The organism is Helicobacter trogontum (assembly GCF_000765905.2).
Classification (GTDB): Bacteria; Campylobacterota; Campylobacteria; order Campylobacterales; family Helicobacteraceae; genus Helicobacter_A; species Helicobacter_A trogontum.
This window is the reverse complement of sequence record NZ_JRPL02000005.1, coordinates 96,522-119,251: the sequence shown is the minus strand read 5'-3', so window position 1 is coordinate 119,251 and position 22,730 is coordinate 96,522. Positions and strand designations below refer to the sequence as shown.

Sequence of the window (22,730 nt, the reverse complement as noted above, 5' to 3'; positions counted from 1 at the left end):
AAACATATAAGAATTATTGAATAAATAAATTACAAGCTTTCTTTATGTAACACGCACCAAATTAAGCTATATTTGTAAGGTTGTTGGAGATGTGATGTAAAAAATATAGCCAACTTTTTACCACATTATCAATTTATTCCAACAGAACTATAAAATTTATACCCTCCAATAATGTGGTTATCTATTATAATTCAGATTTAAAACTCATCTATTTTAACAGAATTTGCTGCAATGTTTTTTATACTGCATTTTATTCTGAATTTAGGGTTATTTTGAAAGTGGGTGGTCATGGAGTTATCTATACTTTTATATTTTGCAAATCTTGGGGTATTTTGCGGTTGTATTGCCATGGGTATTTCATATATTCTTGCACAAACAATGCATGTTATGCAAGATAAACCTGATACCAATAAATTTAAATTTCATACAAAAACTACACCGCTTTGCGGTGGTATTAGTATCTTTATTGCCTATGTAGTGATTGTTTTGGGTGGGATTGAAATGCCTCGTATTTCTTATTCAAATTATATAATAAGTGTAAATGTTGGTGATTTTTATGAGTATGCTGGACTTCATTTTTATATTGCATGTTCGATTGTGCTTTGCAGCGGTATTATAAAAGATGTTTATGGTAAAACAACATTGTGGCTCATATTTTGTCTACAGATATGTGGTTTTTGTGTACTTCATTTACTTTTTTACATAATACATGCAAGTTATGGTTATAATCTCATCCTAATCATATTGCCTTGTTATATCATGCTTTTTTTAGCAACAAATGGCGTGAATACAATAGATGGTATCCATGGTAATGCGGCATTGTATAGTATGATAGTTTTACTTGCTCTATGTTATATTTCTTATCAAATACAAAGTAATTTTGTTGGTTTTGCTACAAGTATTTTGCTTGGGATTTTATTTGTTTTTTTGCTTTTTAATTATCCGTTTGGAAAAATGTTTTTGGGTGATAGCGGAGCATTTTTACTTGGATTTTGCATTGGAGCTTTATTGCTTTTATGCGTGCTGTATTATAGAATTAATGCATGGTATTGTATAGCACTATTGCTTTATCCCATATGTGCTATGTTTTCAAGCTTATTTGTACAGCTATATTGTATAAAAACATATAAGATAGTTATTACCATTAATGCATTGTGGCAACGACATGATTTGCATTTACATCATCTATTGCAAAAACTTGTTGGTAATACAGCAGCACTTCTTATTAATGCGTTTTTTGCATGTTTTGTTGCTTTTATAACCTATTACCACACAGATACCCTTATGATTTTATTTGCTAGTGCGTGTTTTTGTCTTTGCTATGTAGTCTGTTTTGTGATTTTTTGGAGAAAAAAGATTAATTTATACAATAGAACTTAATAATATTTAGTTTATTAGACTAAATATTATTTAATATAATACTATAAAATCTTGACTTATTAACCAAAAAATGAGTATGATTTTGTCACTTAAAATTTTTAAGTGCTAAATTACGAACTTTTTGTATAAGGAGAATAACAATGGCTTTTAAACCACTAGGAAAAAGAGTATTGGTTGAAAGAATTGAAGAAGAAAAAAAGACAAACTCTGGCATTATAATTCCCGATAATGCAACTGAAAAACCAAGCATTGGCGTTATCAAGGAAGTAAGCAAAGAAGTTGAAAAGGATGGTGAAGTCAAAAAAGGTGATAAGGTCTTATTCGGCAAATACAAAGGTAATGAAGTTAAAATTGATAATCAAGATTTTATAGTGTTAGAATCTGAAGATATTCTTGGTGTTTTAAACTAATAGAAATAAGGAGCAATTATGGCAAAAGATATTAAATTTAGTGATGAGGCAAGAAATAAAATCTATGAGGGTGTAAGTGCTTTAAGCAATGCAGTAAAAGTTACAATGGGTCCAAAAGGACGTAATGTGCTTATCCAAAAAAGCTATGGTGCACCTACGATTACAAAGGATGGCGTAAGTGTGGCAAAAGAAATCGAGCTTAAAGATACACTTGCAAATATGGGTGCACAACTCGTAAAAGAAGTAGCAAGTAAGACTGCTGATGCAGCAGGTGATGGTACAACTACTGCAACTGTATTGGCACATAGCATTTTTAAGGAAGGCTTGAGAAATATTACGGCTGGTGCAAACCCTATCGAAGTAAAAAGAGGTATGGATAAAGCTAGTGCATTAATCATTGAAGAACTTAAAAAGGGAAGTAAGAAAGTTGGAGGAAAGGCAGAGATTACACAAGTGGCGACGATTTCTGCAAACTCTGATGAAAACATAGGTAAGCTTATTGCTGATGCTATGGAAAAGGTCGGTAAAGATGGTGTTATCACTGTTGAAGAGGCAAAAGGTATTAATGATGAATTAAGCGTAGTTGAAGGTATGCAGTTTGATAGAGGGTATCTAAGCCCTTATTTTGTTACAAATGCAGACAAAATGAGTGCAGAGCTTGAAAATCCATATATCTTGATCACTGATAAGAAGATCACTTCCATGAAAGATATTTTGCCTATTTTAGAAGCTACAATGAAAAGTGGACGACCTCTATTAATCATTGCAGAAGATCTAGAGGGTGAAGCTCTAACTACACTTGTAGTAAATAAGCTTCGTGGTGTATTAAATGTAGCTGCCGTGAAAGCTCCTGGTTTTGGTGATAGAAGGAAAGAAATGCTAAGAGACATTGCTATCCTTACAGGTGGTGATGTAATTAGCGAAGAGGTAGGACTTGTGCTTGAAAGTATTGATATGAGTCACCTAGGACAAGCAGCAAGAATTGTACTTGATAAAGACAATACAACAATTGTTGATGGTAAAGGCGACAAAAAAGCGGTAGAAGAGAGAGTAGCACAAATCCGAACTCAAATCGAAACTACAACAAGCGACTATGATAAAGAAAAATTACAAGAGAGACTTGCAAAACTCTCTGGTGGTGTAGCGGTAATTAAAGTTGGTGCACCAAGTGAAGTAGAAATGAAAGAGAAAAAAGATCGTGTAGATGATGCACTATCTGCCACAAAAGCTGCTGTTGAAGAAGGTATTGTTATTGGTGGTGGTGCAGCCCTTATTCATGCAGCAAGCAAAGTAAGTGCAGAAGGTGCTTCATTGAAAGGTGATGAAAATATAGGATTTGATATTATTCATAGAGCAGTAAAAGCACCTTTAGCACAAATTGCAACAAATGCAGGTTATGATTCTGGCGTTGTTATTAATGAGGTAAGTAAAGCAAAAGATGGTAAAACAGGGTTTAACGCAAGTAACGGAGAGTATGTCGATATGTTTAAAGAAGGTATTATTGATCCACTTAAAGTTACTCGTGTAGCACTTCAAAATGCAGTTTCTATCTCTAGCTTACTTCTAACAACAGAAGCAGCTATTACTGATATTAAAGAAGATAAACCAGCTCCAGCTATGCCTGATATGGGCGGAATGGGTGGTATGGGCGGCATGATGTAATTTGCTCCATATTGTCTAAATACTCTTAGTTAGGGCTATAAGTAAGCAACCTATATAGCCCTCTAGGGGTGGCTTTCTACTTATATACTACTTACTGCAAATTCCATCTCACTATCCCTAGCATAATTTTTACTTTAATAACGATATATAAAATATGTAATGAGACCTTAGCCTCTATAATATAAGAGTTTAAGTACAAAATACGTATGGTTTATACAGAATTTATCTAAAAGTTTACTGCTGATGTAAGATTCTTGATTACCTACATCCTATTACTCATATTTACAAGTTTTTAGCCTACAAAGTATTTTAAGATTCTTTTGATGCTTTGGAAACACTGCTTGTGCTAGGATGTAAGTAATATCAACATCTAAAGCCCATCGCAAGTTGAATCTTTCAAATTTGGGTTAATATAATATATAGTGTAGCTAGATTAATGTCAATATAAAGCTATACATAAAATTTCTACACAATTTATATATAACACTTTCAATATTTTTTACATACTTAAAAATTTGCTATTTGGGTAGTTTTTGTTTGAAGGTTTTTAAGGGCAGATAGAAACTAGAATATTGTGTAAAATCTATTTTAAAAGCTTGTATATTGGAATAATCTTTTAATGTTTATCTTATGTAAAAATTTCTTAAACAACCTTTTTAGATATATATAAAGATTTGAAATAAGCATTTAAATATTTTTTATAATAAAATTTCTTACATATCATGTAAAACATACATTAAAGCTTCTTATAATGTTATCTCATAATTATATTAACTATCGAAGTTTAAATTTATATGTGATGTTTTTGCTTTATTTTTATCTATTTTTAATTGTTTTTAGCTATGTTTTTATTTACTTTACCATTGTAAATTTATGCTGTAAATTAAAAAGCTTAAAGTGTATTCATATATGTATAAGTGAATCTAGAAATACTCATGTAATCTTAAAATATAAGAGCATCATATTTTACATGCTATTCTTTTTTAAATGATTTATCATTGATACATATGTATAAAACCAAGTAAGCAAAGCATTAGCAATATCCACAATGCGACTTAAATAACGCTAGAGAGATAGCAAAGAGATATAACAATATTATTGAAAGTGTTGAATACAAGCAAAAGGGGTTAAATCTAAAGGAATATTTGCAACTCTTAGATGTTAGAGATAAAAACAAAAACAAGTATAAAAATAAATGTAAATATATTACATTGAACAATATGAAAACCTGCTTATCTAAGATTTTGATGATGAATGATTTGTATGTTATGTTGATATTATCGCAGATATAGATATAAGGTCTGTAATGAATGGTTAGCTAGTAAGAATGTAAGGGCGGTTAGTCCAAAGGTTATAAAACTTTTTTGCGTTGTATTTTAATGTGATTTTGCGATGAAGTAAAACAACATGCTTCTAACATCATTTTTAATGCAGTGTAGATTCTATACTCACAAATAAACATCAGATGTAGAAAGTGCTATGTTGCACCTTGAAGATTGTATGTGTAGATGTGTTAAAGACATTATTTGGGGTTGTGGTGGGAGAATTTGCTTTTATATTTTTTATAATCTTGCAAAAATACAGGCATAGCAATCAAAATACCAGAGACAATAATCAGCGCAATACCAGTAAGTGTCATCATGCTTGGCAGGGAATCTCCTAATATAATTCCAAAAAGGACACCCCATACAATACGCATGTAATCAATTGGCGATATGAGTCCTGCCGGGGCTAACATAAAAGCTCTTGTTAAAAACATTTGTCCTATTGTCCCAAGTATCCCTAAAATGAGAATGCCTAGCCATTCATACATATTTGGCATGACAAAACCAGATAAATAAGGTATATCAATAAACATAAAGATTCCACCAACCACAACCATAGTCATGGCAAATCCCATAATAATACTTGATTCAGAAAAATATTCTTTTAAATCTTTTAAACTCATATAAGCTAATGCCATCATGATTCCATTAATAACACCTGCGATAATGTTATCAATACCCAAACTCTCCGTACGTATATCACAAATGCAAATCACACCGATAAAGCCCAACATTGTCGCCAATATGATTGGCAATCGCACATGTTCTTTTGTAAAAAGAAGTGTGAATAAGACAATATAGATGGGCATTGTCTGTGCAAAAGCTGAAGCGGTGCCAAGAGAGATGGTGGCGATATTGTAAAACATGGCAAGCATAGCCAGTCCGCCCGTAAGAGAACGGGCGAGTAATCTAAAGTAGCCACCTTTTTTATGTGGTTTAGAATCTATTTTGTAAGGTGGGTAAAAGAACCACCAAATACCTATACATATAGCGGTAAAAACATGACGGAAAAATATAAGCTCCATGGGAGACAAGGAATCGAGGAGTTTGACACATGCATTCATTAAAGAAAAGGCAATTGAGGCAGCAAACATCATTAAAATGCCTCGCATAGTATTTTTATACATAATAATCCTTATTAAATGACATTTTAATTATATCAAACATAATCTAACTATGCTTAAAGTTAGGCTTTGCATTTTAAAATCCTATAAATTATTATAGAAATTACTATATGGTAATAGATAAACAATAAATATCAATTCTGCAAAATAAATAATGAAACTTGCATGTATTACACAAAGCTTGGTAAAATTATTCAAAAAATCAGATGTGATTCAAAAGAGCATATGTTGTTTTTATACATGGTTATAATGTATAAAGATTCTGATATTTGAGATTCAAAAAAGAACAAGAAGGGGTAGATATGAAGCTCATAGGTGCGAGTATAATGCTTCCTTGTCGTGAGATATGGGAAGTTGTAGAGCATGGTGGCATTATTATTGATTCTGGTGTTATTAAAGAGGTGGGTAACTTTGATGTTTTAATGCAAAAATACAATAATTGTGACTTTGTGTTTTATAAAAATCATGTTTTATTGCCCGCCTTTATCAACTCTCACATACATTTTGAGTTTAGTAAAAATGATACAAGTTTTTGCTATGGGGATTTTGATATATGGCTTGATAGTGTTATGGCAAACCGCGGTGAGGTATTAAAGCATAATACACAGGCAATTCAGCAAGCAATAAAGACACAAAAGCGTAGTGGGGTGGGTAGTGTTTGTGCTATTAGTAGTTATGATTTAGACTTAGAACTCTTGTTAGATTCTAAACTCAAAGTAATTTATTGTCATGAGGTGTTGGGAGCAATGGAAAGTGATTTTACACAACAAGCTCTTAATATATCAAATCGCCTTGAGAAGACATTAGCCTTAAAAAGCCCTACATTTACACCTGCATTGGCATTACATGCACCTTATTCTGTGAATCCAAAAATAGCACATTATGTTGTTGAGCTTGCCATGCGTTATAATCTCTTGCTTTCAACACATCTCTTAGAATCTAGGCAAGAATTAGAGTGGCTTAATGAAAGCAAAGGATATTTTAAGGAATTTTATGCGAAGAATTTTCAAGTAAAGGAAGCAAAAGCACATTTTAGTATAGATAGCTTCTTGGATTTATTGGGTGATGCAAAGACTCTTTTTGTCCATTGTCTCCATGCAGATTCTTCTCTTAAAGAGCGCTTATTGAAGCATGGACATATTGTCTCTTGTCCTCGTTCTAATCTTTTGCTGCAAGGTAAAATGGGATTAAACCATATTATTGCGACTGATGGTAAAAGCTCGAATGCTGATGTTGATATCTTAGAGGAGCTTCGATGTGCATTGTTTGCAACATTAAGTCAAGAAGAAGAAAATAATATAGAAGCTTTAAGTCAACAATTAATCTATGCAATTACGCGTAATAGTGCAAAGGCTTTAGGACTAAATAATGGTAGTCTTGAAGAAGATAAATGTGCTGATATTACACTCTTTAAACTACCATTCAATCGTTTGGACAACATTGCTCAAAGCTTTATCTTGCATGCACGACAGGCTACAAGATTGCTTGTAAATGGGAATGATATTTTATAATTTTTTGTGCCTACATTACTCTAATAAGCAAGCTTTGCTATTTTATATTGCTTACTGCATTCAACTATTTTTCCATGAAACCTTGCCATAATTTGCGCCAATGGCATATCACCATACAAATCATGTGCTTTGTAAAGATTTTGCGTTAAAAAATTCTGTATAGAATAATAATCATCAAAAAGTAAACCACAATGTCCAAGTAAGCGTTGGGTGTAGCTATCAACCACCATTTCCTCTCGTTTTAACGCATAGTTTAATATGCTTGATGCACTCTCAAGCCCAATACCTTTTTGAGACAAAAGCCATTCTTTTGTAACTTGTGTAGAAAAATTATGAAAGGTTTCAAAATCTTTTATAATTTTTTGTGCTAGTGTGATTAAACGTGTAGCCTTTTGCTGATAGAATCCAGAGATTCTAATAAGAGGCATAATATCTTGTGGTAAAAGTTGTGCGAGTAATTGCAATATAGAATCTTGATAATATGGTTGAGCAATCTGTGCTAGATGTGGATTTGGGTAGGTGCTATATAGCTGTAAGTCATCGTTTGGGTTTTTTGCAATATTATCATAGAAAAACATGTATAAATTGCTAAGGCTAGTAACCGCATATTCATACTTTGTGTTTTGCCCTAATATAGTAGCAAAACAAAGACTTAAATCAGCTTGCGCCTGTGTTGCTCCCTCTATCTCTATGCCATTTTCTACGCGTAGAGACAAAAAGTTAGGCCACCACCAACTTTGTCTATTTCCAACACAATAATGCCTACGTAAAATCACAAGCAAATCAAACCCATCATTAATCTCTGTATTCTGTAGAAAGTGTGGCAGCATGGCTTTCCTTATGATTCAGTGATATTTTTTTGTGATATTATACTCGCTTTTGGTTGATATAGTTTTGCTTTGTTTTTAAATAAATAATGCTCTTGTGGTGTTGGAATCTGTCTTATATTAAACCTTATCATCATTAAAATTATGAAGCTATATTAGTATTCATGCAAATGTAAATATAAGAGAACATATAATCCTAATAATTGGAGATTAAGAAAATGGGGGGAGGTATAACAAAGCTAGTAAAACAAAAGTTATTGAAGAAAAAGGGAATATTTTACTCTACTAATAGAAGTGAGAGTAAAAGAAACTAATAAACAGGCATAAATAATGTAGCTTCATACCTCTTCGACACAAGTGTTTTTAATATGGGGGAGCTTAGCTGTTTGTAAATATGTTAATACACTGCAAAATGTTTAAACTAGCTATGGATTTATTCTATGATAATACGCTATTGAGACATGATAATGGGTAGTTTTTGACAATAATTTGTAAAAAATATTTGCAATAGCAAATATTTTTTACACTATTTGATAACACATTTATTATAATACATCTGTGATTTTTATCATGTTAAAATCTTAGAACACAAAGGGCTATCTTTATGTATAAAATTGCGATACAAAGACCAGTTACAACCTTTATGTTTGCCATGGCTTTAATCCTATTTGGATTCTATGCACTAAATAATATGGCAAAGGCATTGTTTCCTGATGTAGATTTTCCAGTTGTTATTATAAAAACGACTTATAAGGGGGCTAGTGCAGATACAATTGAGACAAAAGTTACAGACAAAATAGAACAAGCGGTATTAGCTATAGATGGCTTGAAATTCGTTTCATCTGTATCTGCGAAGAATATTAGTTTAGTAACCGTTATGTTTGAGTTGGAAAAACCACTTGAAGTAGCAGTAAATGACGTGCGTGATAAAGTTAATGCGGTTGTGCTTGATTCAGAGATTGACAAACCAACTGTGCAAAAACTAGATACAGGTAGCACACCAATTATTTCACTCTTTTTATCGACAGAAAAAAGTGCACCTGAGCTTATGCAACATGCAAATAATGTAGTAGCCCCTATTTTACAACGTGTGGGTGGTGTGGGCAATGTGCAGCTTAGTGGTTACCGTGAAAGACAGATTAAGATCTTTCCGGATCCAACCCTAATGAATAAGTATGGAATCACTTTTACAGATTTGTCAGGCATAATAGGTCAAGAAAACAAAGAAATGGATGGTGGTAGGCTTGTATCTAGCACGAATGAATACTATATTATCACAGATTCCAATAGTATGAGTGTCGAAGAGGTGGGCGATATCACCATTAAAGATGGTTTGAAGCTTCGCGATGTAGCATTAGTTGAAGATGGACTCGCAGAAGAAAAGTCTTATGCAACCTATAAAGGCAAAAAAGGTGTGATTTTGGAAGTACAAAAAATCACAGGCGCAAATGAGATTCATATAGCAGATGGAGTAAAAGAAGCAATAGAGCAAATAAAGCTTGTAAGTCCAGGGTATAATATAGAAACATTTTGGGACACGACAGAATATATTCGTTCATCAATTAAGGATATTCAGTTTGACTTAGCATTAGGTGGGATACTTGCAGTCCTTATTGTGTTTATATTTTTACGTAATGCGACAATTACACTTGTATCTGCTATTTCATTGCCTGTATCGGTGTTAGGAACTTTCTTTTTTGTGCATGTTATGGGTTTTACTCTCAATATGCTTACGATGTTAGCCCTCACACTTGCAATTGGGATAATTATTGATGATGCGATTGTTGTGATTGAAAATATACATAAAAAACTAGAGCATGGTATGACAAAAAGACAGGCAGCCTATGAGGGTGTAAAAGAGATTGGCTTTGCTATTGTTGCAATTTCTGCGATGCTTTTATCAGTATTTATCCCAGTTGGGACGATGAGTGGCATTGCAGGGAAGTTTCTCTCAAGCTTTGGATTGACTGTTGCAGCTGCGGTTGCGATAAGCTATGTTGTCGTGATAACTGTTATCCCTATGTGTAGCTCCATTGTTGTAAAAGCAGAACAATCAAGATTCTATTATGCAACTCAACCTTTTTTTGAAAAGATTGATAAGCTTTATGCAAATACCCTAGCATTTCTTATGCGAAGTAAGAAGAATATGTTTCTTACCACACTTTGTGTGTTTGGAATATTTATTTTCTCACTTTATGTAGCAAGCACATTGGGCAATGAGTTTATGCTAAAAGAAGATAAAAGTGAGTTTCAAATCTCAATGAAAGCAAAGCCTGGAATCTCAATACATGACATGAAACGCAAAGCAGAGATTTTTACAAGCATTATAGAAAAAAACCCTTTTGTTAGATTCACCACACTTCAAGTTGGACCAGGTGATTTACAACAAGCATTCTTTGCACAAGTATATGTTGCCTTGCAACCACTCAAAGAGAGAAAAAAGCAAAAAGGCAATAATAGTCAAGATGAGATTCTAAAACAGATATTAGCAGAGTTGAATGCACATGAAGAGGCAAAGGGGCTTGATATTTATGGCTCTGAAGTGCCGCTTGTTGGCGGTGGGCAAGATAATACGCCAGTGCAAGTTGTAGTCTTTTCGCCAGTAGATTCTATTATGCAAAAGAGTGTAGAAAACCTCGAGAGATTTATTACTCAAACAGAAGCAAGTTTTCAAGGCAAAATCACAAATTATCATAAAAACACTTCAGATTCCATGCCAGCATATATACTGCGACCAATCAAGCAGAATTTAGCTCAATATGGTATAAGTGCAACCGATGTGGGACGAGCTTTATCGAGTGCTTTTTCAGGGGAATTACAGGTTGCCTATTATAAAGAAGCTGGAAAGGAATATTATATTACTTTGAGAGCCCCAGATTCTAAGCGTATTGATTCTAAAGATTTACAAAGAATTCAGGTAAGAACAAGTGATGGCAATCTGGTTTTCCTTGATGGTTTAGTAGAGATTGAGGATGGCTTTACTGCTACAACAATCAATCGTTATAATAGACAAAGGAGCGTAACTCTTGCGGTAGAACCTATAAAGAATAGTGGGCTTAGTGTTGGCGATATGACAAAGGCTATACAGGATAATGCAACAGAAGGAGCAAAATGGCTTGAAAGTGGGGCAGGGTATAGGTTTATGGGGCAAGCAGATAGTCAAGTAGAAAGCAATGCAGCATTTGGTACAGCAATTTTAATGGCTTTGGTACTTATTTATCTTATACTAGCAGCTCTTTATGAGAGTTTTATCCAACCATTAATCATTATGGTAACAATGCCGCTTAGCTTTAGTGGTGCATTTTTTGCAATCAAGATTACAGGTGGTGCGGATGCATCTTTAAGCATGTTTTCTATGATGGGGTTAATGTTGCTCATTGGTATGGTTGGAAAAAATGCAACCTTGCTTGTAGATGTAGCAAATGAGCAAAGGAAGCTAGGTAAAAGCATAACAGAGGCTATACAATTTGCTGGACATTTAAGACTTAGACCAATTCTTATGACAACTATTGCAATGGTGGCAGGTATGTTGCCACTCGCTCTTGCAGCAGGTGATGGTAGTGCTATGAAGGGTCCTATTGGTATCTCTATGATAGGCGGGCTTTTAGTGTCTATGTTTCTATCATTACTTGTTGTTCCAATATTTTATAGAATGATTGCTCCACTGGATGAGAAAATTCAGAGGTTTTACAAGCCAGATAATGATGACATCTTAGAGGATAAATAGTAGCAATATTGCATGTTGCTATGATGTAAGAGTTGTTTTATCGAATGGTTAGGGATATGATGTGATATAGCAGAATGATTGTTCATTCGTTTTATCACATTAAAAGATCTATGTATGGTGAATGATTGGTGTTATTGAGGAGGGGTGAGAATATTGCAATACTGCAAAAGATTTTGTGGTGTAATGCCTATTGATTTCATATAAAATGCAACAATCTATCCCCCCTCTACACTCGTGTTGTTGCAACTATCGTCATTATGATTTGTCACATTGAAATGAAAAGAAGTTGTTACATGAGATCTTACATCAACATGCTTAGAATCTAATGTATTTTTCACATGAAAATCTTTTAGTCTTTCTGCAATATAAATTCTAGCTTTTAGTTTATCGGCTAGGGCTGTATATATTGGATTTCTATCAAATAGGATTCTATGAATAATTTTCTCATTAAAGGTTTGAGGATTTCTAAAATTTGGTGTATAGCCAAAGATTTTCTTATGTCTATAGATAAAGTATTCCTCATCATTCATTTGTGCTTCCCTCTTTGCTTGATATTTTTATAGAGAGAAGTCTTTCTTATAAGGCTTTGTAATCTCATTTTCATATCATTTGCGTGGTGTGAATGTGGGGCATTATCGCATTTAAGTAAATAAGAAAATTAATGCTTACAAGTGATATTATAGAATAAATTTTTCTAATTTTATTCTTCATTTGCATTAGATAAAGCAAGGCTTTGTGCATGTGCGATCAGCGGATCTATCACTTTGTCTAAATCACCGCTCAACATAATCTCTTCAAGACTATAAAGTGTAAGATTTATACGATGATCACTCATGCGATTTTGCGGATAGTTATAAGTGCGTATTCTTTCGCTCCTATCACCGCTGCCCACTTGACTTTTTCTAGATTCCCTATTTTGTGCATTTTGCGCTTCAAGTTCAGCCTCATAAAGCCTTGCTTGTAAGATCTTTAATGCTTTATCTTTGTTTTTATGTTGTGATTTTTCATCTTGCATAGATACGCTAATGCCTGTTGGAATATGTGTGATACGCACTGCAGAATCGGTTGTATTAACACTTTGCCCACCATGTCCACCGCTACGAAAAACATCAATTTTCAAATCATTTGGATTAATATTGATTTCTAATGAATCTACTTCAGGCATAATTGCAACAGTTATTGCAGAAGTATGAATTCTGCCTTGAGATTCTGTCTTTGGGACTCGTTGGACTCTGTGTGTTCCACCTTCATACTTCAATCTCGAGTATGCACCATCACCTTTTACTAATGCGATGACTTCTTTATAGCCACCAACAGAGTTTTCACTACTGCTCATAATTTCTACTTTCCATTGTTTGGAATCTGCATAACGACAATACGCGCTAAATAAATCACCAACAAAAATGCCTGCCTCATCCCCACCTGTACCAGCTCTAATCTCAAGATAGATATTCTTTTTATCATTTGGATCTTTTGGGATTAATAAAATCTTAATTTCATCTTCAAGATTTTTTTGCACTATTTCAAGTTCTTTTAGTTCTTCTTTGGCAAGCTCACCTAATTCTTTATCCTCTAGTAATGCTTTATTGCTAATAATGTCCTCAAGAACTTTAAGATATTCTCTTGCCTTTTGGGCTATCTCATCACTTTCGCTTTTTTCTTTGCTTAATGCAGTAAGTTTTGCAATGTCGTTTATGACTTCATCTGTGCTTAACATCGCTGCTAATGCGTCATTGCGTTCAATAATTGGCTTTAATCTATCAACTAACATTGGATGCCTTTACTTGTGAAAAATTTTGTTTTATAGAGATTATATTTTCTCTTAAAATCTAATTGATTACCATAATTTAGCGAAGCAAAGTATTTAGCCTAATTTCTAAAAGAATTTTTTGCTTAACGCTCATAATTAGGAATTCAAACCTGCCTTATTTTGATGCAGCACAACCAAGCATATTTTTGGAGGTTGGATTCTATATTATGCTTTGTAGACTTGTTGTGGCTTAAGTACCTTTTTGTCAAGATATATATGCGACTATAATAGCAAAAGAACACAACTAAAAAAGCCTCTGCATTATAGCAAATCTTTTTAAATGCGTTGGGCTCAGACTTTTAAGATATGGGTATTGTTATTATAAATGAGAGTCAACATAGGTATATAGACATATCATTAGAGTTTGGGTTCCTAATTTTTTAACAGAGAGACAAAACTACAAAAACCAAAACTTCTTATAATTTGTTTAGTTTATGATTTGACATAAATATATAAAATCATTTTTAGCCCACTTTGGTATTTGCCTTGTCTATTCAACTCTTTATTGCTAAATTCTTTGTTATTTATGCTGCCCATGTATACTTGAATGCATTTATGCTTGATAACATGAGAACTCTTTTTGCGGAGGGAGCATACTTAATAAGCAGGTAGAGCTCTTTGTGGATGGGGATAGGACACACCTAGCGTTCATACAAGAGACACCTACTATAAGGTATCTCAATACACTACCTTATTAATATGTTTATTTGTGCTGCACAATCACAAGCATTATAAAGCATATTTTCATAATATACTATGAAGAATTATTGCTCTAAAAAATATAACTATACCCTATGACAAGAGCAAAAGGAGAAGCTATAGAGCCCTTTTCGTTGTTAGCGTGATTTATCCAATTTGCATTTAAAAATGTATAACGATATCCTATGTCTATTCTATTGCTTGAATCAAAGATGATATTTAATCCTAAGGTAGCATAACTATAAAATCCACTTCTATCAAAGCTTTTTTGCGAATCTACAAACATATAGGATTGTAAATCATACCCAAAGCCAAGTCCTGCAAAGATTCCAAGGCTAAGCCCCAAATCATTATTATTAAAATAATCATATAGGAAGTCTAGCCCAAAACCAAAGCGATTTGTCCCTGCGTAATCTGTCCCTGCATTACCTGTAGCCAAGTCGCTTAAAAAGCGTGTGTAATTGCCAAATATACGCATACCTACCTTATCGTTGAAATAGACATTATAACCTAAATTTAATCCTAATGCTATATTCATCTGACTTGCATCATGATGGGTATGTAGGATATATGCATTCTCAAAGCCCAACATAAAGCCTGTTTTACTTTGTGCATTTATAGGTGACTTTTCTTTTGGAGGTTGCGGCGTGGTGCGTTTATAGACTTGGGCGTATCCACATAATGACAGAGAGAGTGCGAGTGCTATGTATGCCTTCATTCTTTTCCTTTTTTGCATTTTTACTATTTAAATCGGTATTTTGCAAGCTTTGTTGAGGACTTCCTTTTGAGATTGCTTTTTTAGTAGGTTGTATCATAATTTATTACCATGTGATATACTGTCGTATGCCAATAAAATTACATAAATCAGCTTGTGTGAAATATATCGAAAATATTCTCAAAAATAACCTCATATCTGATTGTATATATTAAGTTTTTTGTAAGGGATCACAAAGAATCTTAGAGCATACTTCAAGTTAAAACTTTGCAAACATCAAAGATCTGTTGTTACATAAGAGTTTTTATAACAATTATAGAAGTTATTTTTATGTTATAATATCTCTATAATTACACCATGTAGTAAAGGATATATAATGGGATTGCGAAGCCTTGTAAGAAAGACTTCTCTCTGTAAAAAAATATCAAGCAAAGAGGGAAGCAAAAATGAATGATGAGGAATATTTTATTTATAGACATAAGAAAATCTTTGGCTATACACCAAATTTTAGAAATCCTCAAACCTTTAATGAGAAAATTATTCATAGAATCCTATTTGATAGAAATCCAATATATACAGCCCTAGCCGATAAACTAAAAGCTAGAATCTATATTGCAGAAAAACTAAAAGATTTTCATGTGAAAAATACATTAGATTCTAAGCATGTTGATGTAAGAATATTGTCAGAAATTTTATCTTAACCTCCCATGATGTTTTTTTCTCTTGCTAACGTAATAATTGCATTTTAATTACAAAATCTGTACATTTAGAACCATCAGTAAGTTCTATCAAAGCAAAATTAGCCTTGCTTTCATATGTTTTGATTTGCTTAATATGTGAGAGCCTAGTAAAAAAATCTTGTGTTTGTTTAATGTATTTTTTTCTGACACATTCATATTTTTGTTTAAAAGATTCTGTGCTATAAAGCCTGAAAAAATATTCACTCAAACCATTAGAATTCCACAAATACCCATTTTTAAGCAACTTTGCAATTTTTTGTTTTGACATGATGGCGTACCCCGCTCTAATTCCTGCAATACCAAAGTCTTTTGACATACTTTTAATGAGTATAATGTTTGAAAATTGTTCAAAAAGCTTATTGTATGATATTGGTATATATTCCACATTTTCAAATGCAAAATGTATAAAACTCTCATCAATAATTATATTCTCAACCTCCTTGAGTTCACTTAGTATATAAAATAGACTGCTGTAATCTATGTAACCACCATTTGGATTATTTGGATTAATAATAACCACACTTTGAGGCTTTTCATTTTTAATAAACTTTACATACTCTTCTGCATCAAGCAGGTAATTATTTTCTTTTTTTAGTGCATGAAATACAACCTGCGTATCACTATTGGCAAATTCATAGTATGACGAAAAGGTTGGGATGTTAACCACAAGTTTTTTGTATACAAAATTATGCAACACGGCTTGAATAATTTCAATTGCCCCATTACCCACAAATATGTTCTCCTTTGATATATTGATGCCTTTGCTTATAACATCAGCAATAACACCATTTTGAGATGGATAGAATTCCATAACCTCTCTAATCTTTTTTGTTTGGATTAATTCAGATTCTACATGTTTCATAAAAAGTTCTGTAGCATATGGGTTTGATAAAAAGCAAGCGTCTATTCTGATATCAATCTCTGGAATCTTCTGTGCTATAGTAAAAATACTTGGGCTATGTGTGCCTGATGCTTTTTTAAGTTCCCATATTTTTGACGCAATGTCATGTTCTCTTTTGTCAAGGGTTATCATAGTTATGTCCTTTCCAGCACTATTTGTAAAAATTTGCGACTATGGCATAAATCTCTTCACTCAATTCTCCAAAGAGCGGAGAATTTGTGTTCTCTGGAATTTCAGCACTTGGCCACCCAGGATTAAATTCTATAAACAACGGATTGGAATTTATGTCTAGAGTAAAATCCCACCCAATAAGTCCAAAAAATGGCACACGTAGATGTAGCGCACATGCTGTGTCAACAATATCAGAAAAATGTGGTATCGTTTTGTTAAAGGGCATTTTAATATTTGGTAAAGCAGGTGCAAATTCCCCTTTACCTTTAATAACAAAGTTTCGCAACGTTCCATTCTCTGTGATGCCTATGCGATAATGTCCGCCATTTGAGGTAACACCTTCACCACCCACAAGCAAAGAGCAAGGCAAAACGTGTACCTTTCCTTTATACAAAAAAGTCATAATTCGAAAAGTATTTACAGAATTACAATTAAGATTTTCCAACCATGGGTGTTGGGCAATAAACTCCTGAATAATGAAATCGCCACTAAAGGAACTTAGAAGTTGCGATAACATTTGAACTTCCTCACTCGAATTAATAACCTTAACATCTTTGCCAGAGCCTGTGTCAAGCTCACGCGTGGGCTTAATAATAAGGCGTTCATGATTTTTGATAAGATTTACAATTTCTGAAATATTTGCGAGTTTATTGTGTACTAAGGTATTAGAGCTTGTAAATGTGCAATAATATATGCCATTGATACGGCGTGCCAAAGTTTTTGGCTGTTTGACTTGCGCAAAGAGTGCATCAAAAAGATTTTTGTCTGATAATGCTGGGGTGTAGGCACGAGGGTTGAAGTATGGCAAGATATGCTGGTAATAAAATGGGTTATCAAGATAACGCACATCAAGTGGACAATGTTTGTTGGTATTATAAATGGCGGTGTGCCAACCAAGTGTATGTTCTAGTCGACGATTAATCTTTACCCCCCCCCCTCTTTTCCATAAGTGGTTTGAGATATCTGCTCCAGTATGCTAATACCGCTTCTTTGTGATCTTGTGGTAGGGGTTTTAGATCTTTATGCACGGCTAGATAGTCATTAAGTTTCGCAGCAAAGTATTTTTCATTATCCATTGCTGACTTTTTCACTGCTCGATACTTTTTATAGAGACGAGTTTCTTTTATAAGATTTTTTAATCCCATTGTTATGTCCTTCATTGTGTGCGAATGCGCTAAGCATTATAGCACAAAATAATAACATAGTGGGATAAAGAGCCTGGTGCCATACTCTGATCTCTTGTGTCAAAGCAATGCCAAATTGCTTCTTTAATCGAATTCTAGGTTATTGATCGCTATATTTTGTGAAACCTTGATATACAAACATGTTAAAGAAATGATTTTAGACATCTGTATAACAAAACATCATTCTTGTAAGGTTTATGTCAAACTAAAAATATATCTTAAAATGAAGTTATTTGGTTATAATTTTTATACAATAATCCCTGATTGTTTATATCCAAATTTATGGAAAGCTATATATTGTGATATGCAGAATCTAGAGATAGACAAAGTAAGTATGCATGCAATATGAAGTCATCAAGGTTGAATATATGCAAATGGCAGTATTATAAAGAATAATAATGAAGCACGTACAACATACTCATCCTCTCCCAATCTCACCACATATACACGCACATCTAAGCAAGGGGAGAAATCTACTTGCTTTTTCTGGCGGTATAGATTCTAGCGCGCTTTTTTTTGTGTTAATGCAGCATGGGATAACTTTTGATATCGCGATTGTTGATTATTGTGTGCGTCCACAAAGTAAAGATGAAATATGTTATGCCAAAGAACTTGCAATGCAGTATAAAAAAGCATGCCACACACTTATTGCAGAGCCTATCACAAAAGACTTTGAATGTAATGCAAGAAAGATTCGTTATGAGTTCTTTCATCAACTCATCATTGCACATAATTATAAAAATCTTATCACAGCACATCATTTTGATGATAGACTTGAGTGGTTTCTTATGCAGCTTTCTTGTGGTGCTGGGTTAAATACATTGTTGGGTTTTAGCGACATAACACAACGTGTTATAGAACAAAGAGAGTATTATCTTGTACGTCCATTTATCACTTATACAAAACAAGAGATTCTAGATTATAATCATGCAAATAAGATTCAATACTTCATTGATATAAGCAATACTGATACGAGCTATAAACGTAATTTTTTTAGACAGCATATTGCGATGCCAATGAGCAAGCATTTTGCAAGTGGTATAAAAAAAAGCTTTGCATTTTTAGAAAAAGAGCAACTACGACTTTACCCAAATGTTGTTGTGTGCATGGATCATAATCTGTTTATATGTAAGACACATGGACATGAGATTCATACAATAGATATGCTTACAAAACGGCTTGGATATATTATGAGTAGTAAGCAAAAAGATGAATTGCAAGTTATATTAATAAAACAAGATTCCTGTGTTATGGGTGGTAAAATTGTGATTGCAAAAAATCAGTCTCTTGTATTTGTCGGATTGGATAGCCCATGGTTTTTGCAATGTTTTATACAGGCATATCTATATAATGTGCGAGATCATTATGTGCGTTTTCCTTGTGATATGAAAAGCTTATATTGCTTGGTAAAATATGATCATGAAAAACCCTTCATAAAGATTCCAAAGCAAGATAGAGAAAAATATAGAATCCAAAATATTCCACCAAGAATACGTCCATTGTTATATATAAATAGTTTGGATATTTGGTAATGTGGAGTATGATAGATTCTAGGAATCTTAAGTAGCTTGATTTTGTATTTGCATTTAGAAGGGCTTAAACAATTCATTGTTTATAAAACTTTATTGATACTAGGCTAAAATACGCTATTCTACACAATAATTAATTCATAAGGATGGACAATGACACAAAAATACGCACTTGTAAGTGTGAGCGATAAAACGGGGATTATTCCTTTTGTAAAGGGATTGATAGATCTAGATTACAAGATTCTAAGCACAGGTGGGACATTAAAGGTGCTACAAGAAAATGGTATTTCAGCTATTGAAGTCAGTAACTATACGCAAAGTGAAGAAATGTTTGATGGCAGGGTAAAAACATTGCATCCAAAGATTCATGGTGGAATCTTGCACAGGAGAGATAATAAAGAAGATAGTGTGGTTGCAGACAAATACGGAATCTTTAATATCTCTCTTGTATGTGTGAATCTTTACCCATTTAAAGCAACGATAGAAAGAACTGATTGTTTTGACACGATAATAGAAAATATAGATATTGGCGGTCCCAGCATGATAAGAGCTGCGGCTAAGAATTTTAATGATGTGGTTGTTGTCGTAGATTCCAAGGATTATGATAATGTTTTAGAGAATCTAAAAGGAAATAATACACTAGAGTTTCGCCGTAATTTAATGATAAAGGCTTTTAGTCATACTGCAGAATATGATTGCATGATAGCAAACTATATGAATAATCGTTTTAATAATGGATTTGGTGATTCTGTTTTTATTGCAGGTAAAAAGGTGATGGATACAAATTATGGTGAGAATCCGCACCAAAGAGGTAGTTTATATGAATATGGAGAGTTTTATTCAAAGTGCTTTAAAAGCTTAAAAGGTGTTGCAAGTTTTAATAACCTTACAGATATGAACGCTGCTATAAAAATTGCAAGTGCATTTGGAGATAAGGATTGTGTGTGCGTTGTGAAGCATGGGAATCCCTGTGGTTTTGCACTAAAAGAAAATCTTATAGAATCATATCGCCATGCCTTGCAATGTGATAGTGTAAGTGCGTATGGCGGTGTTGTAGCAATTAATGGAGTGCTAGATTTAGAACTTGCTAAAGAGATATTAAAAAGTTATATCGAGGTTGTTGTTGCAAGTTGTGTCACACAAGAAGCACTAGAATCTTTTAGCCATAAAAAGCGGATTAAGATCTTTACTTGTGTTAGCCATGCGGAAAACAAAGAGGCAAAAGCTAGACTTTATTTTCCAAGAGATATGTGGGATTTTAAGCATATTGAGGGGGGTTTTGTATATCAAAATAGTGATTTTATTACATCAGATGAAGTTAAAGATTCTAAATGTGTGAGTAAGACTAAAGCAACACATTCCCAAATGCTTGATTTAGAAATTGCCTATAAAATTGCAAGTTTTACTAAGTCAAATTGCGTAACCTATGTGAAAAATGGTAGCCTTGTAGCTATTGGTATGGGTATGACAAGTCGTGTGGATGCGAGTCATGCAGCCATTAAAAAAGCAAAGGAGATGGGGTTAGATTTACAGGGATGTGTGCTTGCAAGTGAGGCATTTTTTCCGTTCAAAGACAGCATAGAGCTTGCTGCAAGTGTTGGTGTGAGTGCGATTATAGAGCCTGGTGGAAGCATTAGGGATGATGAGGTTATACAAGAAGCAGATAAGCATAATATCGCACTCTATTTTTCAGGTAAAAGACATTTTTTACACTAAAATCATAAATGCTGCTAAGGATACTTAACTTTGAAATAGTGCGGATAGAGTTTTATTGATGAGCATCTAGTCTATCTTGATAGTTAAAGAATGCGAATAAATGAGGAAAATGATTTAACCTGCTTTTTATTTGGCGACATACATGCTTCATCATGTTTTTGCTATAGTGGTAAATATGCGTCCAATCACAAGCGTTTTTGCATGTGTATAAAGATTGGAGATTTTTATATAAGAATCTATTAAACAAGGGTGCAAAGAAAGAGGATTTAAATCACTTAGATGAAGCTAGGGATAGATTGACATGTTCTTGTAACTATGCAAAAGAATTTTTAAGAAGAGATAATATGTTATTTGAAGTGCATATTTTGGATAATATGGAATATAAATTATGATGAATATCAAAAGCTATGTAAAGAAGTAGCAAATGCAGCTATTACATAATTATGTATGTAAAAGTCTTGATGAGATTGCATTTATTTTTGCAAAGGTTTAAATTTTACTAATAGATTTATGTTGAAGTTACAAGGGGTTGCGTCGTTGTGAATGATTAAAAAGATTATGAAATCTTTAGAATATGCTGTATTAAATATTTTTATGTAGGTTTTTAATGACAATAAATACATATTTTAAGCAGTTTTAAGAAAGTATTTTTAAATCATAATAAATAATTATGCAGCAAACCTACCTAGCCTCAAGATGTTCTACTCTTGTTTTAGTATAAATAAAAGCGTTGTTATGTAACAATACAACAAACATTTAAATAGAATCTTGTTTCTCGTATTTTAGCTTTACACCCATTTCAAGAATTGAAAGTTTAAATCCAGCTATTGTAGCGTATGGATATCTAATGTGCTAGATAGATATACTGCTTAGACTTATTGTCATATAATGTAAAATAATTGCAAAAACTAAGCGAATTTTAGATAGAATAAAGCTTTATCTAGCCAAAATATGGAGTTTATGATATGCCAGATAATAGATACAATGATTACTTAGATTCTACTAATTTTGAAACATTGCACGAGGTTGAGGTGGCACAACCTAGATTACAAGAAATTATTCTTCTCAACGATGATTATACAAGTGTTGATTTTGTGATTACATTGCTTATGCGTGTGTTTAACAAAAGTATGCTTGATGCACAAACTATCACGCAGTTTGTGCATAATACGGGTGAGGGAAGTTGTGGTGTGTATCCTTATGATATTGCGGAATTAAAGTTTAGTATAGCGACGAATTTTATACGTGAGAGTGGTATGCCATTACGCCTTGTTTTACGTGATGTTGTATAAGGGTGTA

Annotated in this window: 18 protein-coding genes; 10 read left to right on the top strand and 8 right to left on the bottom strand. The window is 33.2% G+C overall.

What is annotated here, in order from left to right; all coding sequences use genetic code 11:
- The first annotated feature begins 288 nt into the window (after window positions 1-288).
- From LS81_RS03750 to groL, 3 genes are all read left to right on the top strand, one after another.
- Window positions 289-1,380 carry an MraY family glycosyltransferase gene (locus tag LS81_RS03750; RefSeq protein ID WP_034346159.1) on the top strand — a complete coding sequence of 364 codons (1,092 nt, stop codon included), beginning with the start codon at window positions 289-291 and terminating at the stop codon, window positions 1,378-1,380.
- 140 nt (window positions 1,381-1,520) lie between these two features.
- Window positions 1,521-1,790: a co-chaperone GroES gene (gene groES / locus LS81_RS03745; RefSeq protein ID WP_034320221.1), complete on the top strand. Its 270-nt coding sequence runs from the start codon at window positions 1,521-1,523 to the stop codon at window positions 1,788-1,790.
- A gap of 18 nt (window positions 1,791-1,808) precedes the next feature.
- Window positions 1,809-3,452, top strand: coding sequence for a chaperonin GroEL (gene groL / locus LS81_RS03740; RefSeq protein WP_034346161.1), 1,644 nt, complete (start codon window positions 1,809-1,811; stop codon window positions 3,450-3,452).
- 1,522 nt (window positions 3,453-4,974) lie between these two features.
- Here the strand turns inward: groL and LS81_RS03735 are convergent.
- Window positions 4,975-5,904, bottom strand: coding sequence for a DMT family transporter (locus LS81_RS03735; protein WP_034346110.1), 930 nt, complete (start codon window positions 5,902-5,904; stop codon window positions 4,975-4,977).
- Window positions 5,905-6,203: 299 nt separating this feature from the next.
- Between LS81_RS03735 and mqnF the strand changes: the two genes are divergently transcribed.
- Window positions 6,204-7,412 (top strand): aminofutalosine deaminase family hydrolase, encoded by a 1,209-nt coding sequence (gene mqnF / locus LS81_RS03730; RefSeq protein ID WP_034346112.1) that lies wholly within the window; start codon window positions 6,204-6,206, stop codon window positions 7,410-7,412.
- A 20-nt stretch (window positions 7,413-7,432) separates the two neighbouring features.
- Here mqnF and LS81_RS03725 read toward each other — a convergent pair whose 3' ends face one another.
- Complete coding sequence (locus tag LS81_RS03725) at window positions 7,433-8,242, bottom strand: endonuclease III (protein ID WP_034346113.1); 810 nt, start codon at window positions 8,240-8,242, stop codon at window positions 7,433-7,435.
- 601 nt (window positions 8,243-8,843) lie between these two features.
- Here LS81_RS03725 and LS81_RS03720 point away from each other — a divergent pair.
- A complete protein-coding gene (locus LS81_RS03720) occupies window positions 8,844-11,966 on the top strand; it encodes an efflux RND transporter permease subunit (protein ID WP_034346116.1) in 3,123 nt (1,040 codons plus the stop codon).
- A gap of 215 nt (window positions 11,967-12,181) precedes the next feature.
- On the opposite strand, the gene LS81_RS03715 is transcribed toward LS81_RS03720, so the two are convergent.
- The 3 genes from LS81_RS03715 to LS81_RS03705 all read right to left on the bottom strand — a co-directional run bounded on the left by LS81_RS03715 (window position 12,182) and on the right by LS81_RS03705 (window position 15,211).
- Complete coding sequence (locus LS81_RS03715; protein ID WP_233715870.1) at window positions 12,182-12,496, bottom strand: hypothetical protein; 315 nt, start codon at window positions 12,494-12,496, stop codon at window positions 12,182-12,184.
- A gap of 170 nt (window positions 12,497-12,666) precedes the next feature.
- Window positions 12,667-13,737: a peptide chain release factor 1 gene (gene prfA / locus LS81_RS03710; protein ID WP_034347771.1), complete on the bottom strand. Its 1,071-nt coding sequence runs from the start codon at window positions 13,735-13,737 to the stop codon at window positions 12,667-12,669.
- An 811-nt stretch (window positions 13,738-14,548) separates the two neighbouring features.
- Entirely contained in the window at window positions 14,549-15,211 is a 663-nt protein-coding gene (locus LS81_RS03705; protein WP_081956003.1) for an outer membrane beta-barrel protein, read from the bottom strand.
- A gap of 425 nt (window positions 15,212-15,636) precedes the next feature.
- Between LS81_RS03705 and LS81_RS03700 the strand changes: the two genes are divergently transcribed.
- Window positions 15,637-15,891, top strand: a complete 255-nt coding sequence (locus LS81_RS03700; RefSeq protein ID WP_233715871.1) for a hypothetical protein — start codon at window positions 15,637-15,639, stop codon at window positions 15,889-15,891.
- A 25-nt stretch (window positions 15,892-15,916) separates the two neighbouring features.
- Here LS81_RS03700 and LS81_RS03695 read toward each other — a convergent pair whose 3' ends face one another.
- The 3 genes from LS81_RS03695 to LS81_RS03685 all read right to left on the bottom strand — a co-directional run bounded on the left by LS81_RS03695 (window position 15,917) and on the right by LS81_RS03685 (window position 18,147).
- Window positions 15,917-16,963 (bottom strand): aminotransferase class I/II-fold pyridoxal phosphate-dependent enzyme, encoded by a 1,047-nt coding sequence (locus LS81_RS03695; RefSeq protein ID WP_052096490.1) that lies wholly within the window; start codon window positions 16,961-16,963, stop codon window positions 15,917-15,919.
- 19 nt (window positions 16,964-16,982) lie between these two features.
- Window positions 16,983-17,849, bottom strand: coding sequence for a sugar-transfer associated ATP-grasp domain-containing protein (locus LS81_RS03690; protein ID WP_158659400.1), 867 nt, complete (start codon window positions 17,847-17,849; stop codon window positions 16,983-16,985).
- 70 nt (window positions 17,850-17,919) lie between these two features.
- Window positions 17,920-18,147, bottom strand: coding sequence for a hypothetical protein (locus LS81_RS03685; RefSeq protein WP_034345374.1), 228 nt, complete (start codon window positions 18,145-18,147; stop codon window positions 17,920-17,922).
- A gap of 437 nt (window positions 18,148-18,584) precedes the next feature.
- Here LS81_RS03685 and tilS point away from each other — a divergent pair, with 437 nt between their 5' ends.
- The 4 genes from tilS to LS81_RS03670 all read left to right on the top strand — a co-directional run bounded on the left by tilS (window position 18,585) and on the right by LS81_RS03670 (window position 22,723).
- On the top strand, window positions 18,585-19,718 hold the full coding sequence (gene tilS / locus LS81_RS03680; RefSeq protein ID WP_034345371.1) for a tRNA lysidine(34) synthetase TilS: 1,134 nt from the start codon (window positions 18,585-18,587) through the stop codon (window positions 19,716-19,718).
- A 150-nt stretch (window positions 19,719-19,868) separates the two neighbouring features.
- Entirely contained in the window at window positions 19,869-21,431 is a 1,563-nt protein-coding gene (gene purH, locus LS81_RS03675; RefSeq protein WP_034345368.1) for a bifunctional phosphoribosylaminoimidazolecarboxamide formyltransferase/IMP cyclohydrolase, read from the top strand.
- Window positions 21,432-21,634: 203 nt separating this feature from the next.
- Window positions 21,635-21,823, top strand: coding sequence for a hypothetical protein (locus LS81_RS11220; protein WP_034345365.1), 189 nt, complete (start codon window positions 21,635-21,637; stop codon window positions 21,821-21,823).
- A gap of 573 nt (window positions 21,824-22,396) precedes the next feature.
- Window positions 22,397-22,723, top strand: coding sequence for an ATP-dependent Clp protease adaptor ClpS (locus LS81_RS03670; RefSeq protein WP_034319036.1), 327 nt, complete (start codon window positions 22,397-22,399; stop codon window positions 22,721-22,723).
- Window positions 22,724-22,730: the final 7 nt, after the last annotated feature.

Coding starts and splice junctions, on each gene's coding strand:
- LS81_RS03715 (WP_233715870.1), bottom strand. CDS start 12,496: ATGAATGATGAGGAATACTTTATCTATAGACATAAGAAAATCTTTGGC.
- LS81_RS03700 (WP_233715871.1), top strand. CDS start 15,637: ATGAATGATGAGGAATATTTTATTTATAGACATAAGAAAATCTTTGGC.
- LS81_RS03720 (WP_034346116.1), top strand. CDS start 8,844: ATGTATAAAATTGCGATACAAAGACCAGTTACAACCTTTATGTTTGCC.
- groES (WP_034320221.1), top strand. CDS start 1,521: ATGGCTTTTAAACCACTAGGAAAAAGAGTATTGGTTGAAAGAATTGAA.
- prfA (WP_034347771.1), bottom strand. CDS start 13,737: ATGTTAGTTGATAGATTAAAGCCAATTATTGAACGCAATGACGCATTA.
- LS81_RS03705 (WP_081956003.1), bottom strand. CDS start 15,211: ATGCAAAAAAGGAAAAGAATGAAGGCATACATAGCACTCGCACTCTCT.
- mqnF (WP_034346112.1), top strand. CDS start 6,204: ATGAAGCTCATAGGTGCGAGTATAATGCTTCCTTGTCGTGAGATATGG.
- groL (WP_034346161.1), top strand. CDS start 1,809: ATGGCAAAAGATATTAAATTTAGTGATGAGGCAAGAAATAAAATCTAT.
- purH (WP_034345368.1), top strand. CDS start 19,869: ATGACACAAAAATACGCACTTGTAAGTGTGAGCGATAAAACGGGGATT.
- tilS (WP_034345371.1), top strand. CDS start 18,585: ATGAAGCACGTACAACATACTCATCCTCTCCCAATCTCACCACATATA.
- LS81_RS03750 (WP_034346159.1), top strand. CDS start 289: ATGGAGTTATCTATACTTTTATATTTTGCAAATCTTGGGGTATTTTGC.
- LS81_RS03695 (WP_052096490.1), bottom strand. CDS start 16,963: ATGATAACCCTTGACAAAAGAGAACATGACATTGCGTCAAAAATATGG.
- LS81_RS03685 (WP_034345374.1), bottom strand. CDS start 18,147: ATGGGATTAAAAAATCTTATAAAAGAAACTCGTCTCTATAAAAAGTAT.
- LS81_RS03670 (WP_034319036.1), top strand. CDS start 22,397: ATGCCAGATAATAGATACAATGATTACTTAGATTCTACTAATTTTGAA.
- LS81_RS03735 (WP_034346110.1), bottom strand. CDS start 5,904: ATGTATAAAAATACTATGCGAGGCATTTTAATGATGTTTGCTGCCTCA.
- LS81_RS03725 (WP_034346113.1), bottom strand. CDS start 8,242: ATGCTGCCACACTTTCTACAGAATACAGAGATTAATGATGGGTTTGAT.